The organism is Flavobacterium sp. ZE23DGlu08, from assembly GCF_030505335.1.
Lineage (GTDB): Bacteria > Bacteroidota > Bacteroidia > Flavobacteriales > Flavobacteriaceae > Flavobacterium > Flavobacterium algoritolerans.
Genome location: NZ_CP130045.1, coordinates 3,172,820 through 3,189,405 on the forward strand (window position 1 = coordinate 3,172,820; position 16,586 = coordinate 3,189,405).

The 16,586-nt window shown below is 35.8% G+C and carries 12 protein-coding genes; 1 reads left to right on the plus strand and 11 read right to left on the minus strand.

Going from position 1 to position 16,586, the window contains the following annotated elements; translation table 11 throughout:
* Positions 1 to 27: 27 nt before the first annotated feature.
* From Q1W72_RS13920 to Q1W72_RS13970, 11 genes are all read right to left on the minus strand, one after another.
* Positions 28 to 1,026: an alpha-ketoacid dehydrogenase subunit beta gene (locus Q1W72_RS13920; RefSeq protein WP_302135898.1), complete on the minus strand. Its 999-nt coding sequence runs from the start codon at positions 1,024 to 1,026 to the stop codon at positions 28 to 30.
* Between the two features lie 12 nt (positions 1,027 to 1,038).
* Positions 1,039 to 1,344 (minus strand): zinc ribbon domain-containing protein, encoded by a 306-nt coding sequence (locus Q1W72_RS13925; protein WP_199074777.1) that lies wholly within the window; start codon positions 1,342 to 1,344, stop codon positions 1,039 to 1,041.
* A gap of 28 nt (positions 1,345 to 1,372) precedes the next feature.
* Positions 1,373 to 2,320 (minus strand): thiamine pyrophosphate-dependent enzyme, encoded by a 948-nt coding sequence (locus tag Q1W72_RS13930; RefSeq protein WP_302135901.1) that lies wholly within the window; start codon positions 2,318 to 2,320, stop codon positions 1,373 to 1,375.
* Between the two features lie 116 nt (positions 2,321 to 2,436).
* On the minus strand, positions 2,437 to 2,895 hold the full coding sequence (locus tag Q1W72_RS13935) for an OsmC family protein (RefSeq protein ID WP_233206876.1): 459 nt from the start codon (positions 2,893 to 2,895) through the stop codon (positions 2,437 to 2,439).
* Positions 2,896 to 2,930: 35 nt separating this feature from the next.
* Positions 2,931 to 3,686 carry an SDR family oxidoreductase gene (locus tag Q1W72_RS13940; RefSeq protein ID WP_302135904.1) on the minus strand — a complete coding sequence of 252 codons (756 nt, stop codon included), beginning with the start codon at positions 3,684 to 3,686 and terminating at the stop codon, positions 2,931 to 2,933.
* Positions 3,687 to 3,698: 12 nt separating this feature from the next.
* Complete coding sequence (gene ppsA / locus Q1W72_RS13945) at positions 3,699 to 6,119, minus strand: phosphoenolpyruvate synthase (protein WP_302135906.1); 2,421 nt, start codon at positions 6,117 to 6,119, stop codon at positions 3,699 to 3,701.
* Between the two features lie 735 nt (positions 6,120 to 6,854).
* The gene (locus tag Q1W72_RS13950; protein WP_302135908.1) at positions 6,855 to 12,110 is read right to left on the minus strand and encodes an endonuclease; all 5,256 of its coding nucleotides are present in this window, start codon (positions 12,108 to 12,110) and stop codon (positions 6,855 to 6,857) included.
* Positions 12,111 to 12,438: 328 nt separating this feature from the next.
* Positions 12,439 to 12,885: an endo-arabinase gene (locus tag Q1W72_RS13955; protein WP_302135910.1), complete on the minus strand. Its 447-nt coding sequence runs from the start codon at positions 12,883 to 12,885 to the stop codon at positions 12,439 to 12,441.
* Between the two features lie 111 nt (positions 12,886 to 12,996).
* The gene (locus Q1W72_RS13960; protein WP_302135912.1) at positions 12,997 to 13,482 is read right to left on the minus strand and encodes a DinB family protein; all 486 of its coding nucleotides are present in this window, start codon (positions 13,480 to 13,482) and stop codon (positions 12,997 to 12,999) included.
* A 29-nt stretch (positions 13,483 to 13,511) separates the two neighbouring features.
* Positions 13,512 to 14,093 (minus strand): TIGR00730 family Rossman fold protein, encoded by a 582-nt coding sequence (locus Q1W72_RS13965; RefSeq protein ID WP_099714836.1) that lies wholly within the window; start codon positions 14,091 to 14,093, stop codon positions 13,512 to 13,514.
* A gap of 106 nt (positions 14,094 to 14,199) precedes the next feature.
* The gene (locus Q1W72_RS13970; RefSeq protein WP_302135914.1) at positions 14,200 to 14,817 is read right to left on the minus strand and encodes a hypothetical protein; all 618 of its coding nucleotides are present in this window, start codon (positions 14,815 to 14,817) and stop codon (positions 14,200 to 14,202) included.
* Positions 14,818 to 14,945: 128 nt separating this feature from the next.
* Between Q1W72_RS13970 and Q1W72_RS13975 the strand changes: the two genes are divergently transcribed.
* Complete coding sequence (locus Q1W72_RS13975; RefSeq protein WP_302135917.1) at positions 14,946 to 16,484, plus strand: IS1182 family transposase; 1,539 nt, start codon at positions 14,946 to 14,948, stop codon at positions 16,482 to 16,484.
* Positions 16,485 to 16,586: the final 102 nt, after the last annotated feature.

Here is a 16,586-nt window from a genome sequence, read left to right on the forward strand (position 1 = left end):
TCAAATTGGTGTTTTTTATCAAAAAAATTAATTCCGATAAAGCATCTTTTTTACGGCACTTATGATATCATTTTTTTGAGGAATGGCTGCTTCTTCCAAATGTGCAGGGTAGGGAATAGGGACTTCAATACCACACAATCGTTGTACAGGAGTATTTAAATTATAAAAGCCGTTTTCCATAATACGTGCACTCACTTCCGAGGAAATACTCACAGAGCGCCAAGCATCTTCTACTATCAATACCCGATGCGTTTTGGCAATCGAAGCCAAGAAAGTAGCCTCATCTAATGGTCGCAAAACACGTAAATCAATGACTTCTGCATCAATCCCAACGGTAGCTAATTCGGCAGCAGCCTCTAAAGTTTTATACACTCCGGTTCCGTAAGTGATAATCGAAATGTCCTTTCCTTCTCGTAACACTTTGGCTTTAGCAATAGAGGCAATTGGCAAATCAGTCGCTATTTCTTTTTCGAGATTAAGCAGCATCGTATATTCAAACAATAACACAGGGTCAGGACTTTGCAGAGCGGCATACAGCATACTTCTTGCATCTTCGTGCGTTCCCACTGATAGGACAATTAATCCTGGAATGTGTGCATAAAAAGGTTCCCAACTATGCGAATGTTGTGCTCCTAACTGGCGTCCAATACTGCTTCCCATTCGTATAATTAGAGGAACATTCAATTGTCCGCCGGACATGTGCTGTAAAGTAGCCGCATTGTTCACAATTTGGTCCATTGCGAATAGACTGAAATTGACTGTCATTATTTCAATAATGGGTTTCATACCAGCCATTGCTGCTCCAATTCCGGCTCCAACAAAACCAGCTTCTAAAAGTGGGACATCCATAATGCGCTCTTCTCCAAATTCCTGTAATAACCCTTTGCTTACAGCAAAAGCTCCTCCGTAGCGGCCCACATCTTCGCCCATCAAAAAGACGCGTTTATCATTTTGCAATGCTTCGCGAAGGCCTTGATTCAAAGCCTCACGATAGGTGATGGATTGTGTGGTCATGTTGCTTTTCATGGGAAGAATTGATTATTGTTGTTTGCTTTTCCAACGTTTTAAAGCGGGTAAAATATTCACGGCTTTTTGAATCATATAACTGGGAAGTTTTCTTTTTTCCATATAGGTTTGTACAGCATTTTTCATGTCGTCCAGATTCATTTCCGGATTTTTAAAATCACTGTTTACATAACAATACTTGCAATAATCATTGCTTTTGATACCGTTATTTTCGGTTCCTTTTAGTTTGTCTGCATGAAGAGGCATACCGCAACTTTGACAAAATTGGATGTCTTCCATTCTGTTTTCTTTTAATGAGTTTAGTGTAAAGTTTTTCATGGTGTTTTTTGATTTTAATGTTTATAGTTTAAATTTCGGTGTAAACAAATTTTGTCAATTGCTCTAATGGTTCCCGAGCGCTTTCTTCGGCAAAATCCAGTGCTTTCTGGATTTTTGTTTTTATTTTACTTTCAAAACCAGCAATCTCATTTTCCGTAATCCATAGCTGTTGCAAAAGAAACTGCTCGAATTGCGGAATCGGATCTCGTCTTTTCCATTCCTCCACTTTCTTTTTAGCACGGTATAATTCGACATCAAACATGGAGTATGCTCTAAAACGATAGGTGTTACAAATCAGTAAATAGGGTTTCCCAGTATTTTTTATTTTTTCTACAGCAGCATTGGCAGCCTGCATTACTTTTATTAAATTCATACCATCAACGGCTGAAGATGCAATGCCTTTTTTTTCTAATTCTGCTACAGTATGTGAATATCGGACTGCGTTGCCCTTAGCATACAAGTTATTTTCACAGACAAATAAAACAGGAACTTTCCAGAGTGTCGCCAGATTCTGAGCTTCTTGAAATTGACATTTGGTAATGTCATCTTCGCTAAAGAAGCAACAGATAATGTTGTTTTTCTTTTGTTTTTTGGATGCCAATGCCATTCCAACAGCTATTGAAAGATTGCCACTCAATACAGTATTATTTCCGTGAAAATTTTTTGAAGCATCAAAAAGATGCATGGAGCCACCTCGACCTCGGCTGCAGCCTTCTATTTTTCCATACATTTCAGCCATAATTACATCAGGATCAATGCCACGTGCCAAAGCATGACCATGTTCCCGATAGGTACTCAATACAGTATCATTATCGGTTAAAGCCTGCATTATCCCTACTGCTGTGGCTTCTTCACCTATGTATAAGTGCAGGAATCCTCTGATTTTGGCTTTAGTGTATAACTCAGCAGCTTTTTCTTCAAATCGCCGAATGAGCAGCATTTGATATAAAAGTAAAAGTCCTTTTTTCGCATCCATGAATTATCTTTTTTGAATCAGTTTTTGACTCGTTATTTTACTCTTGTGCTACTATTGAAATCTAGTACTCGGATAATTATGCTCTGTTTTTTTGGAAATATTTTCTGAATGTTATTCTAGAAAGAATTGCCAAGTGGAACAAGATTATACTCAATAATTATTTCTGGCTCTAACCGAATGGTTGTTTTAATGGCATTTGAAATCAAACAGGCCTTTTCACTCAACTCCAAAATATGTTTTGCCCGTTCTGGTTTTTGGGAATAATGGATGACGAGTTTGGGTTGAAGAATGATTTCGGTTATGGTATGTTTCCCATTGATTTTATCGACAATACAAGTCGATTTACTCTCAAAACTTATAAACTGAAGTTTTGAATTTTCGGCAATCGACAGAAAAGTAGTTAATAGACAACTGTTTATTGCAGCAACAAACAGGTGCTCTGGAGACCAAATTTTATCCATTCCTTTCGGGAATTCAGGAGGTGTCGCGACTTCAATATTTTGAAGCAAAACGGGAGAACTTAAGATCCCTTTCCTTTTGTCGGACCATTTTAGATTTACTTCGTAAGTATACATTCTATACATTTTTTAGTGGTATTAAAACTCAAAAATTATTGTGCGACAAATCCGCCATCTACTGCCATTGCATGTCCAGTTACAAATGAAGCTTCGTCTGAACACATCCAGACCACTGCATTTGCTATCTCTTCGGGTTTGCCAAAACGTCCTATTGGCTCTAAACCTGTAAATTGTTCTATTGCTTCTTTTGTTTTTCCGGTAAGTCGATCAATCATTGGTGTTTGTATCACTCCTGGGCAAACGACATTTATTCTGATTCCTAGTTTAGAACATTCTAAAGCTGCTGTTTTTGATAATCCAATAACGCCGTGTTTAGAGGCTACATAAGCAGGTAAACCAGCGAATCCGACTAATCCGGCTACAGAAGCACAGTTCACAATAGCTCCTTTGCCTTGTTTTACTATTTCGGGAATCTCATATTTCATGCATAGCCAAATTCCTTTTAAATTGATACCTATTGTTCGATCCCAGTTTTCTTCGGTGCAATCTTGTGTCATAGCGGATATTCCTTCAACACCTGCATTGTTATAAGCATAATCCAAACGTCCAAAAGTGGCTATAGTTTTTTCAACCATCGCTTTTACGTCTTCGGTTTTTGAAACATCGCATTTGATGAAAATGGTTTCGGCACCTAAATCCTTGATAATACGCATTGTTTCACTGTTTTCTATCCAATCCACGACAACTACTTTAGCTCCTTTTTGGGCGAAAGCCAAGGCAGTAAATTTACCGATTCCGGAGGAACCTCCCGTCACGATGGCTACTTTATTTTTGAATGTTGCTTCCATAATTAAATCGATTTACATTAGAATTTTTCTTTTTGTTTTCTTTTCCGCTTCCAAAATATTTTCAATTCCTTTTATTAGAGCATCTGGATTAAACGAGATACTGTCAATGCCTTCGTTCACTAAAAATTTGGCAAATTGGGGGAGATCGCTCGGAGCTTGTCCGCACAATCCCACTTTTATTTCAAAACGTTTGGCCACCCGAATCGTTTCTTTAATTAAAGATTTGACAGCAGGGTTTTCTTCGCTGAACAAATAACTTACCAGTGCGGAATCGCGGTCTAAACCTAATGTGAGTTGCGTTAAATCATTGGAACCAATAGAAAATCCGTCAAAAAGTTTTGCAAATTCATCGGCCATTAATACATTACTCGGAATCTCAATCATGACATATACCTGTAATCCGTTAATGCCTTGCACCAATCCGTTTTTAGACATTTCGGTAAGTACATTTTCACCTTCTTCAACGGTTCTGCAAAAAGGAATCATCAGTTTTACATTGTGCAGTCCCATTTCGTTTCGTACTTTTTTCATGGCTTCGCATTCTAAAGCAAACCCTTTTCGATAAAAATTACTGTAATAACGCGAGGCACCACGGAAACCAATCATGGGATTTTCCTCATCTGGCTCGTAATATTTTCCTCCGATGAGGTTGGCATATTCGTTACTTTTAAAATCACTCATTCGAACAATTACCTCTTTTGGATAAAAAGCGGCGGCAACAATTGCTACAGCTTCAGCCAGTTTATCAATGAAATAGTTTTTAGGATCTTCATAGCCTTTTGTCATTGCGGCTATTTCGGTAATAATTTTCTCATCTGTTATTTTTTCAGGTTCGCACAACGCCAACGGATGAATTTTAATAGTATTCGAAATGGCAAATTCCATTCGCATCAAACCCACGCCCTGATTGGGATAATGGCTTAATTCAAAGGCTCTTTCGGGATCAGCAAGAATAAGCATGGGAGCTGTTTTTGGCATTTCAAGTTTGCTGAAATCCTGTTCTGATACTTCCCATTTCAATTTTCCGTCATAGATGTTTCCTTCTTTGCCTTCGGCACAGGAAACGGTAATTTCCTGACCATTTTTTATAACAGAAGTAGCATTTCCGCAACCCACAACGGCAACTGTTCCGAGTTCTCTGGCTACAATCGCTGCATGGCTGGTGCGTCCGCCTTTGTTGGTAATGATTGCCGATGCTCTTTTCATAATGGGATCCCAATCCGGATTAGTCAAATCGGTTACTATGATTTCCCCGTTTTGCAATAAATCGCCTTCTTGCGGACTGTTTAGAATACGCGCTTTTCCGGAAGCAATTTTATCGCCAAGCGCAATTCCTTGTGTCAAAAGCGTGCTTTTTTCTTTGAGTTTGTAAATTTCCCGAACTTGTTTATTCGCTTTTCCATGAACGGTTTCCGGACGAGCTTGAACGATGTAGAGTTGGTTATTCAAACCGTCTTTTGCCCATTCAATATCCATTGGTTTTTTATAATGTTTTTCAATTTTAGAACACCATTGAGAGAGTTGAATAACTTCTTTATTTGTTAGCGAAAACTGATTTTGTTTTTCGAAAGATGTATCGGTGTTGATAATGGTATTTTCTGCCGATGTGGTTGCTGATTTTTCTGCATAAATCATCGTGAATTCTTTTCTCCCGCACTGGCTTTTCAGAATGGGATTCAAATCCGGGTTTTCTAAAGTAGGTTTAAAAACCATCCATTCATCAGGCGTCACAGTTCCCTGAACAATATTTTCTCCTAATCCCCAACACCCGTTGATGATGATGGTGTTTTCAAAACCGCTGTCGGGATCAATGGTAAACGCTACACCGGACAAAGCTTTATCGCTTCGTACCATTTGCTGTACGCCAACAGAAATTGCAATGTCTAATGCGGCAAAACCCATGTCATGACGGTACTTGATGGCTCGATCTGTAAACAAGGATACAAAACAGCGATGAACGGCATCCAATAATTGTGTAGTACCGTTGATGTTTAAAAACGATTGCATTTGGCCTGCAAAACTCGCAGTTGGTAAATCCTCTGACGTAGCACTGCTTCGCACGGCCACATCAAGGGTATTGCAGTTGCATTGTTCACTAAGGGATTGGTAGGCAGCGTAAATTTCATCTCGAATTTCGTCCGGAATAGCAGCAGATAAAATAAGGTTTCTGGCTTTTTCTCCAATGGAAGAAAGATTGGAATAGTGCTGTGTATCTAATGAAAATAATAAATCCTTCAATGGTTTTTCCAGATTATTCATTTTCCTGAAAAGACGATATCCTTCAGCAGTAACAGCAAACCCATTAGGAATACGAATCCCTATTGGATTGAGTTGATTGTACATTTCGCCGAGAGAGGCGTTTTTGCCACCAACTTTACCAATAGCATCAATATCAATTTGGTCAAAAAACAGTATGTATTTGTACTTCCCCATTTCGTATGTTTTTTAAGTATAAACAGACCATTATTGGTATGCTAGATTAGAAACAATAGAAAATTACTGGGGCGGATTTTTTAGTTAATTAGGATAGTAAATTTTGTAATGCTGAAGTAGGTTTGAAATTTACATATCAAGTTTAAAAGATGAGGTAGTAGGTGTTCCTGCCTGTTTAAACCAATACTGTAAATTTAAACAAATAATTATTTTATTGGTACAAAAAATATACTTTTTTTTAATATTTTTTATTTTAAGTATTTAATAAACAGCTATTTGTGTTTTCTTGTATTAAGGTTGTACTATTTGTTTTATTGCCTTTTGCATCAGCAAAAAAGGTGATGCTATTGTTTCATTTGGATATGAGAATAACTACAGTTTCTCGTGGAAACGCCTCCTAGTCTGGAAGTATAAAATCCTGATAGGTTTAAGCCGAAATGCTTTCTGATTAACATTAAAATGATAATAAGTTTGTGCATCTTGTTTAGTCATTTCAATACAAAAGCGGACATTGATAGTTGTTTTTTAAATCAATATAGAATACCTAATATTTTTTGATTGCAAATAATGTTTTAGATTATGTAAATAATTCTTTTTTGTTTTCTTAAAAGTTGGAGTAGAATTAAAATGTAAATAATAGCTGTAGCCGATCAAAAAAAAAGCCATCAAAATTACTTTTGATGGCTATAGTTGATTTATTGGATAGAGAGAATTTTTTTATCTCTTTATAAAAAATTATTGTTTAATCAAGTATTTGATATCTTTAACTTTACCATTTATAGCGATTTTCAAGAAATAGTATCCTTTATTCAATTCTGATAATTCTAATTTTGTAATTGATTTTCCAGCTTTAACTTCTTGACTGCTTTGTTTTTCAATCTGTCCGTTGAAGTTATAAAGTAAAAAGTCAACCTTTGTATTTTCAGAAATGTTAATGCTTACATCTACACTTTCTACGAATGGATTTGGAAATACATTTACATCAGTTATCGATACGGAATCTTTATTTATTGATGCACAATTACCTAAACTGTCTCCATGGGCTAAATGGCTTGCAACAGCATTTTCATCAATACAAATTGTTTTTCCGTTATGACATATTTCCACTTTTGGATTTTTTGAATTACTACCACAACGCACATCAATTACATTGACAATCTTTTCTGTGGCAGATATACAACCGTTAGCGTCTTTCACAATTAGTGTATATGTCGTAGTTGCCGTAGGACAAACTGCAATACTACTTGTGGTTGCTCCATTGCTCCATTGGTATGTATAAGGTAATACTCCTCCAGTTACTGTACCGGCAGAAAGTGTCGTGCAGGAAGCATTAGTGTAACCATAATATACATTTACCTCATTTGTTGATGGAATAGTAATCAATGAAGGCTCAGTTATAATGAAATTAGCAGTCAATTTATTGTTTAAAGCATCTTTTACAATTACAGTATAAGTTCCTGCATCAAGATTATATACGGAGTTTGTATTTGTAATTTCATCAGTACTCCAAGTATAGGTGTATGGTGCAATTCCGCCTGAAACAGAAACAGTAGCAGTACCATTAGCTTCGCCATTGCAAGTAATATTTGTTGCACTGCTAGCGTCAAGAGTAAATTCTTTTAATTGCAATCTTACAGAAACTGGAAAGTGGTCCGAAGCTGTTTTTGTATAATCACTGGTGTAAAATTCATAATGTACTCTAGCGGATTCATTGATGTATAAATGAGCAAGTTCATTAGAAACTGTTATATGATCAATCATGTTTTCATAAGTAACATACGATCTAAAGCCAGCTTCACTCAATGTTTTAGTAAGTACATTAAAATTAGAACTGTCATTTACATAATCTTCATAAGTAGAAACTGTAGTTGTTACATCAGATACTGTATAGTCAACATCATCGTTATAATCTCCTAGTAATACTAAGTTTGAATCGGGATATTGTGCACTCAATGTGTCTTTTAGAACTTCTACATCAAACTTACGCATATCATATTTGCTTTGCGCATCACCACTGGTATTTGCTCTTGCATGAAGATTAATAATATTGATTTGTTTTTGATTACCATCAATTGTAACATTTGCAGTCATCATAAATGGCAATCTACCGCTTGCAAAGAATCTAGATTTATCAGCATCAGGATAATTTGCAAGTGCTGAAACATCGCCACCATTATAAAAAGGATGAATGGTTTTCAAAAGCACCTTGGTATTCAACGGAGTTACTGTTTTATTTTTATAAATAAATCCAACTTTTTGTTTTGGACTACTAAAATCATTAGGATATGATGTAGCCTCTGATAAAACATAACTGTAATCATTCATTTCGCTAACCATCTGAGCAAGCAAAGCATCATCAGAGATTTCTTCTACAGCATAAATATCAGCATCTAATTGCTGTAAAACATTTTTGACAGCCGCTTTTTGTATGGCATCAGAGTTGGTGTTTCCTGCTGCAGGCGAATTGGTTTCATCACCAAACCAAGCGATGTTCCAAGTAGCGATATCCAAAGTTTTTTCTTTTGAAATTGCTAAATCATTACCAGTTTGTTCATATTTATTTGCACAAGGTAAGTCTGTTCTCATTCGAGGTAATAGTTGTTGAGTTGCAAAATAATTCCCCACAACACCTATTATTTCTGAACAATTTTCTGGTTGCGCAAAACCTGTAAGATCATTTACATCTGCATCGATTCTCAATTGAGCTGTTCCGCTAGCATCCGTAATATTAGTGTTTGAATTACCAAACATCATGGCACCAGGTTTAGGAAAAGTTGTGTTTTGAATGCGAACTAATTCAGCAGGGTGGTTTGCCATTTCACTCAAAGTGATAGTAAGAGGCACAATAGGTTGATTAGGTAATCCATTATTGGTAACCGCACTTACTGGGCTTATTTGTACTTGTTCGCTGAAAGTGCTTCTAGTTCCTGTAATTGTGATAGAATCTCCTATTTTAAAAAGTCCAGTTCCATGAACCGATTTGTCAAAAACAGCTATCGCTCCTGTAGCATCTTGTAGGTAAGCTGATCCTGCAAATTGGTCAGAAACGGTTAAAACTCCAGTTACAGTTACAATTTCTCCATCTGTTTTTGCTCTAGCTTCAGCAATTGGAATAACTACCAGTATATCAGAAGCATTACCAAAAAACTGTCCTTTATTTATAGTTCCAAAAGTATTATTGACTGCTTGCCAAGTAAAATCAGCATAAGTAAATCCTACTCCAGTTAATTGTAATGAAGTTCCTATTGCCGCAGTACCTGCTTCAGCAATACCTATATCCGTACTTTTTATTCCTGCAGCAGGACCATTAGTAGCAGTAAAAGTACCTTCGTAGCTTAAAAATTGAATAACTTTTCCAGAAGCATCTACTAATGCAATTCCGTCAGGAGCACCATTTTGTAATCCAGCAATACTTACTGATACAGTACCATAACCATTTAATTGATCTGGAATAATTCCGGATAAATTTCCTGTTGGAGTATAGCTAGCTCCTCCTGTTCCATTGTAAGGAATGATGCTCCATCCTGTTAGATCAGTTCCTGAGTAACCAGCAATTTCTACTGCTTCACCAGTATCAGTTCCCGCATTGTCATAATGGATTTCATTGATAAAAACTAATTCACCAAATTTTTCTCCCTTGTTAGGTTTTCCAAAAGTACTTGGTGCTGCTACCCATGTAAAATCAGCATATTTAGTTCCTTTACCAATAAGCTGAAGTGAATTTCCAACAGTTGCAGTACTTGCCTCAGCAATACCAATATCAGTACTTGTCATTCCTGCAGCAGGACCATTGCTCGCTGTAAAAGCACCTTCGTAACTTAGAAATTGAATGACTTTTCCCGTTGCATCTACTAAAGCAATTCCGTCAGGAGCACCATTTTGTAATCCTAGAATAGCAACTGATACTGTTCCATATCCGTTTAATTGATTTGGAATTGTTCCTGATAAATTTCCTATTGGAGTATAAGAAGCGCCACCATTACCATTGTAAGGGATGATTTTCCATCCTGTTAAGTCGGTCCCTGCAAGCCCAGCAATTTCAACACCTTCTTCAACATCTGTTCCTGCATTATCATAGTGAATTTCGTTGATAAAAACAGCTCCAGCTGGAGTAGGTGTAGTATTATTTAAGGTAGTTATACTAACCACATTACTAGCTATTGAAGCGTTGTCATTAGCATCTAATGCAATCACTGTTAAGGCGTAAGTAGTATTTGGTGTTAAACCAGTAAGAGTAAAACTAGTGGCTGTTGTAGCTGCTAATAATGTACTTCCGTTATAAATTTCAAAAGAAGCATTTGATGTTCCTGCTGTCCAAGATAAAGTTGAAGTGGTTGCAGTAAGATTAGTTGCCACTAAATTTGTTGGTGGAGTAAGAGGCTCGGCAACCATTGCGAATGATTGTCCGTTATTGATGTTTCCATAGGTGCTTGCAACTGATGTTTGCCATGTAAAATCACTGTATTGATTTCCAGATCCTTTCAACTGTAATGATAAGCCTATTGATTCGGTTCCAATTTCAGAAACACCAATATTCGTACTTGTCATTCCGCTTGCTGGACCATTAGTAGCAGCAAAAATTCCTTCATAGCTTAAAAATTGAATTACATTTCCTAAGTTGTTTACTAATGCAAGGCCATCTGGTACTCCATTTTGTAATCCATTTATAGATACAAAAACAGTTCCAAATCCATTAGACTGATTCGGAATTATACCTGATAAACTTCCTGCAGGAGTATAAGATGCACCACCATTTCCGTTATAAGGAATAATGCTCCAACCTGTTAAATCGGTTCCAGCTGTTCCAGCAATTTCAACACCTTCACCTACATCAGTACCTGCATTATCATAATGAATTTCGTTCATGAAAACAACAGAAGTAGTTGGAGTTGGTGGTGGTGTACCAGCTAGAGTTTTTACAGCTACGTTATTACTAGCGTTTGAAATGTTTCCAGCCGCATCAAATGCTTTTATGGATAAAGTATAATTTGTATTAGCTGTTAATCCAGATAAAACATAACTAGGGGTTGAAGAAGAAGCAATTTGTGCTGTTCCGTTATAAATTCGGTATCCTAAAACGCCCACATTATCTGTAGACTGAACCCATGTTAATGTAGTTTCTGATGCGGTTGTATTTGTGGCAACCAAGTTAGCAGGTACAGACGGAATTTCTGTATCCAATTGAACACTACCATCAAATCTATTTTGAGCTTGTGGCCCACCCCAAATTGCTGTCGCAAAAGCAGGATTATCAATAAAAGGGTTTCTGTTTCCTTGAACTCCTTCTAATATTGTATTTCTATTAATTTCTACTTGGGAAACTGGATCTTCTGCACTCCATTCTAGTAGAATATCGGTCATATCAGTACTGTAGTTCTGTGAGCTTACAGTAACTACACTAGGAAGACATTGTGTACCATAATGCAAATACATGTACATAATCATACGGGCAACATCACCTTTCCATTCATCGCCAGGATAGAAGATATTGTTGAGTAATTTAGCATTTCCAGATCCGGCACCAAAAGGATAATTGTTTCTAGTTGCATTAAAATTTACATCTGAGGCTCTTAAATGATGTGCATCACTTCCTGGACCTTCACTTCCTAAATTAGGATTTCCTAATGATCTAGGAAATACATGTTCTCTATTCCAGTCCCCTTGGTTTCCACCATTTTTATCTTTGGAGCGGGTTCGGTCATTTGTTAAATCAGCATCACTGTCATTATAACCATAAATCAGTAAAACTTTCGAAGGATCGTTAGGATCTAAATCAGTTTGTTTCAGAGCATCCCAAACTCCAGGGGTATAAGTCAAATAAGTAGAATGGGTTGAAATGATTAAATTTGACAGGCTTGTTTTTAAGGCATTTCCTGTTTGGCTAATGTTAGTTCCGTTATAATAAGCAGGAACTTGAGCATTGGAAATAAAACTTAAAAAAATAAATACAGCTACAAGAAAGAACTGTGTCTTTAAGTAAAATTGCTTCATAATTGTTTTAATAATTTGTTGGACTGTAAAACTATAAATATTACTTTTCTTATTTACTGAATACTATTAACAAATTGTTAAAATTATTAACATTTAATATTGGTTTATAAACGTTTATTTAATAGAATTGATAAATAATTAGTTATTTGTTGATTCAAAGTATTACTATTATTTATTAGTTTGTCTGTAGACATAATATAAAAGAAGAAAATCTATAAATAATGCTTCTTTTTTTGAGTAAAATTAAATTTTTTTAAAATCTATTAAAACAGAGATTGTAATGTTGTACCGTAAATTAGAAAACATAATAAAGTTGAAGATTTAAAAATTATTTTGGATTATATAAGTGAATGGATTGCCCCACTAATTTCCATTGTCCTTTTATTTTTTCTAATAATCGAATTTCATAGGAAAAAGTTTTTTTGCCATCCTTAGCCGTAGATTCTTCGTCATGGCTTACCCAGGCGCTATTTCCATTAATACTCATTTTATAATTTGTATTTACAGAAAAACCGCCATTTCCCATGGCACTAGGATTGGTGTTAATCATAGCAGTTGGCGGAATATCAAGTGTAACTCCATCAGCAGTAGAAATCAATATTCGGCTGTACGGTTGAATGTGCCAGCACTCCGAATGACCTTTACTATCAGCAGCTCTCCATGTTGCGGATTCTTTTTCCAGTAGTTTTTTTATAACTGCAGCTTCATCAATCTTTTGGCTATAACTTGCCATGTTGATAATTAGGATAAGAAAAAAAGATGCTGTCCACTTCATATTGTTCGTGTTTTTTTGGTTTGGAATAATTGCCTGACTGTTTTAAGGCTAATTTAAGTAAATATATTGTTTTATACCATAAAAACAAACTACTGCTCAGTTGTTTGCGGTTTAGTGTAGTTGTTTAATTGTGGTTTTAAATGTCTCAATTTGTCTTCTGTGACGTAAAATATGAACTATTGCATGTTCCATTAATTGTTCGATGTCATAAAGTTGTCCCCAAGAAGTCCTAATTTTCTTTGAAGCATCCCATTCTTCAAGTGCATCATCATCAATAGCTGCAAATGTTTCCTGTGTGAATTTTAGAATTTTATTTAAATCATTTATATAGTCAGCAATGGAACTCCGATTTACTTTTTCGGGACGTACAGTATTCTTGTTTTTAAAATTCTGAATGTAAACACAATAAGAATATCCGGAACTCACCACATGAGAAAGTATCGTTTGAATGGATTTGCAATCCGGATTTAGCGTCGCATGATCTACTGTAAATGTTAAGTCCTCCTCTGAAATATCATGAATTACGTGCTGCAATTCAATAATCGCTTTTTTATATTCAGCTAATAATGCGCTAACCGCGTTTTGATTGTTATTCATTTGTTGAATTAAAGTCTTGATTTTTTTAATTATTCATTTCCTTTTTTAATCCATTTTCCAACTTCGGGAGCGACATAATTTTCCATTTTATCAAGCAAATCTGCGGCATTATCGCTCACCAGTATCATTTGCTGATTGGTTGGTTTTAGAAAACCTTTATCGACCATGTTTGCAACAAATTCCAACAGCAAATCATAAAAACCATCGACATTCAAAATTCCGATTGGTTTTTTATGGAGCCCAAGTTGTGCCCAAGTCAGCATTTCGAAAAATTCTTCCAGAGTTCCAAATCCGCCAGGCAAAGCAATTATGCCATCGCTAAGTTCATTCATTTTGGTTTTTCTCTCATGCATACTTTCCACGATGAATAATTCGGTCAATCTATCGTGAGCGATTTCTTTGTTCATCAGAAAGCTTGGTAAAACACCAAATACTTTTCCGTTATGATTTAAAACTCCATCTGCAACACTTCCCATAAGACCTACTTTTGCACCGCCATAAACGAGTTCATAATTATTTTCAGCCATTATTTGTCCCAGTTTGAAAGCTTGAATTTCATAATTTTTTTCGTTTCCAAAACTGGATCCACAAAAGACAGTAATTCTTTTCATGTATAAAATGTTTCTTATTTATTTTTATTTGATAGTTTGTTGGAAGACTAATTTAGATAATTTTGGATTAAATTAAGTCTATTGCACAAATCCATTGTAGTAGCTGTTAGCGGTTCGGTTTTTCTATTTCCAATAGCTTTTCGTCAAACCAGACATCTTCATATCCATTTTCGCGTATTAGAAATCTAAATCCTACGTCAAGTCCTAAATAGTCAATCAGTTTTGGTTTTCTCTGCATTAAATGTTCAGCACAAATTGGTTGAAAAAAATTATCGTCTTCCGAATATTCTCCACTCCAAATAAACCAACAAACTTCTCCTTTTTTGGTTCTATGTCTTAATCCATTTAATGTGCCTAAATCTAAATTTTCTGAAATACCAATGTTAAGTGTTTTATTGATGGGCTTCCAATTTGAGCCATATTTTTCACAAATTTCTTTTTGTTTTTCAATGTGGACATTCCAATTGTTATAAATCATTAATTCGTGAACATCATTTTCAAGCCTGTTTTTCCAAAGCTTCATATTTACTTTGTTGATAGGAAAGTTTATTTCTTCATTATCCCATTCGAAAAGCGTTTCAGAAATTATTTCGTCATTTTCATTCCATTCTACTTCATCTGACATGATTGCATCAAAAGCAAAAACTGATAAATCATTTGAATTGATTTCATCATTTAAAAATTTGTCACATAATTCTATTAATTGCTTTCTTTCGATATTCATATTTTATCGTTTTTCATTCGGCTCTTTAAACTGACCGCTAACGTCAGTCTGTGAAAAAACCTCCGTTGTATTATCATCAAATATAACAAAATACTAGTATAAAAAGAAGATTTTTCGTATTTTTAAGAATGCAACATATCACAGGTATTTCCCGTCAACAAATGCGTTTTTCAAGTTTAGAAGACACTATAAGTCCCGATAATCAGGTGCGATTTATAGATGCCTTTGTCGAATATATTGACCTCTCTAAACTCGATTTTGCTGTAAAAACGCTCAAGACCGAAGGTCGCCCAAGTTTCAATAGTAAAGTATTTCTAAAGATGTATTTATACGGTTATCTCAACGGAATCAGAAGTGGCCGTGATCTAGAAAAGGAATGTTTGAGAAACATCGAAATGCAATGGCTTTTAGAGGATATTCGTCCCAATTACCACAGCATCTCAGATTTTAGAAAAGACAATCCTATTGCTTTGAAAAAATTATTCAAACTCTATGTTCTCTTTTTAAAAGATTCTGACTTAATAGGCGGTGAAACTATAGCTATTGATGGCACCAAAAGTCGCGCGCACAATAGTAAGAAAGCCAATTTTAACCAAAAGAAAATAGACAAACACTTAGCTTATATTGAAGCTAAGACCCAAGAATACTTGGATACCTTGGAAGAAAATGACGGCAAAGATAATCCAGCTATAATCCAAAATATCCAACAAAAGTTAGACCGATTGAAAGGGAACAAATTGCGTTATGAGCAACTGGAAGAAAAACTAAAAGCAAGTGGCGAGCCTCAAATAAGCACAACTGACAGTGATGCCAGAGCATTACTAGTTCAAGGACAAGTAGTTGAAATTTCGTTTAATGTTCAAGCCGCAGTCGATGCTAAAAATAATCTTGTTGTAGCCACGCACACCATCAATAAGAATGATCGCAGTGCTTTGTCAGCTATTGCCATAGAAGCCAAAGAGAATCTGGGTATCGAAACCTATACTGCATTGGTCGATAAAGGTTACCATAATGGCAAACAAATAGAAATCTGCAAACAAGCCAACATAACTACCATTGTAGCACAGCCTGAACAAGGAAAAAGTAACGAAAACGGTACGACCAAGGCTTATTTGGTAGCCCAATTTCAATACGATCACGACACCGATACTTATACTTGCCCACAAGGCGAAACACTAAAAACTACAGGCAGTTGGCATAAGAAAACTACAGATAAAGACAGTTATAATTTTAAAAAATACCGAACCCCAAAATGCAAAGAATGTCCCGTAAAGCATTTATGTACAAGTAGAGCTGCAGGCAGAGAAATCGACCGAAGCCAATATGCCGATGCCGTAGAAGAAAACAACAAGCGTTACCATGCAAATGCGCAGTTGTACCGCATGAGGCAAGAAATTAATGAACATATTTTTGGCACCATCAAACGACAATGGGGCTATAACCATACCAACTTAACGGGATTAGAAAAAGTAAACGGAGAACACAGCCTGATTATGCTGGTGTATAACATCAAACGCAGTATCAATATCCTAGGCGTTCCCGATTTGATTGCCAAACTCAAAAAATGGAACTCACCCTACAAGGCAAAAGTCTTGTTTTTGCTAAAAACGAGTTATTTAAAGCTGAATTTAGAGTTCTTTTTTTCCAGTTTAAAATTAGCAGCCTAAAAAAGACCTTTCTTAAAAGGCTTTCTTTTGGATTGTAGAAAAGGAAAAATTGAAGATTTTAACGCAAAAAAGAGGTTTTTTCACAGCCTGACGTTCTGGTAC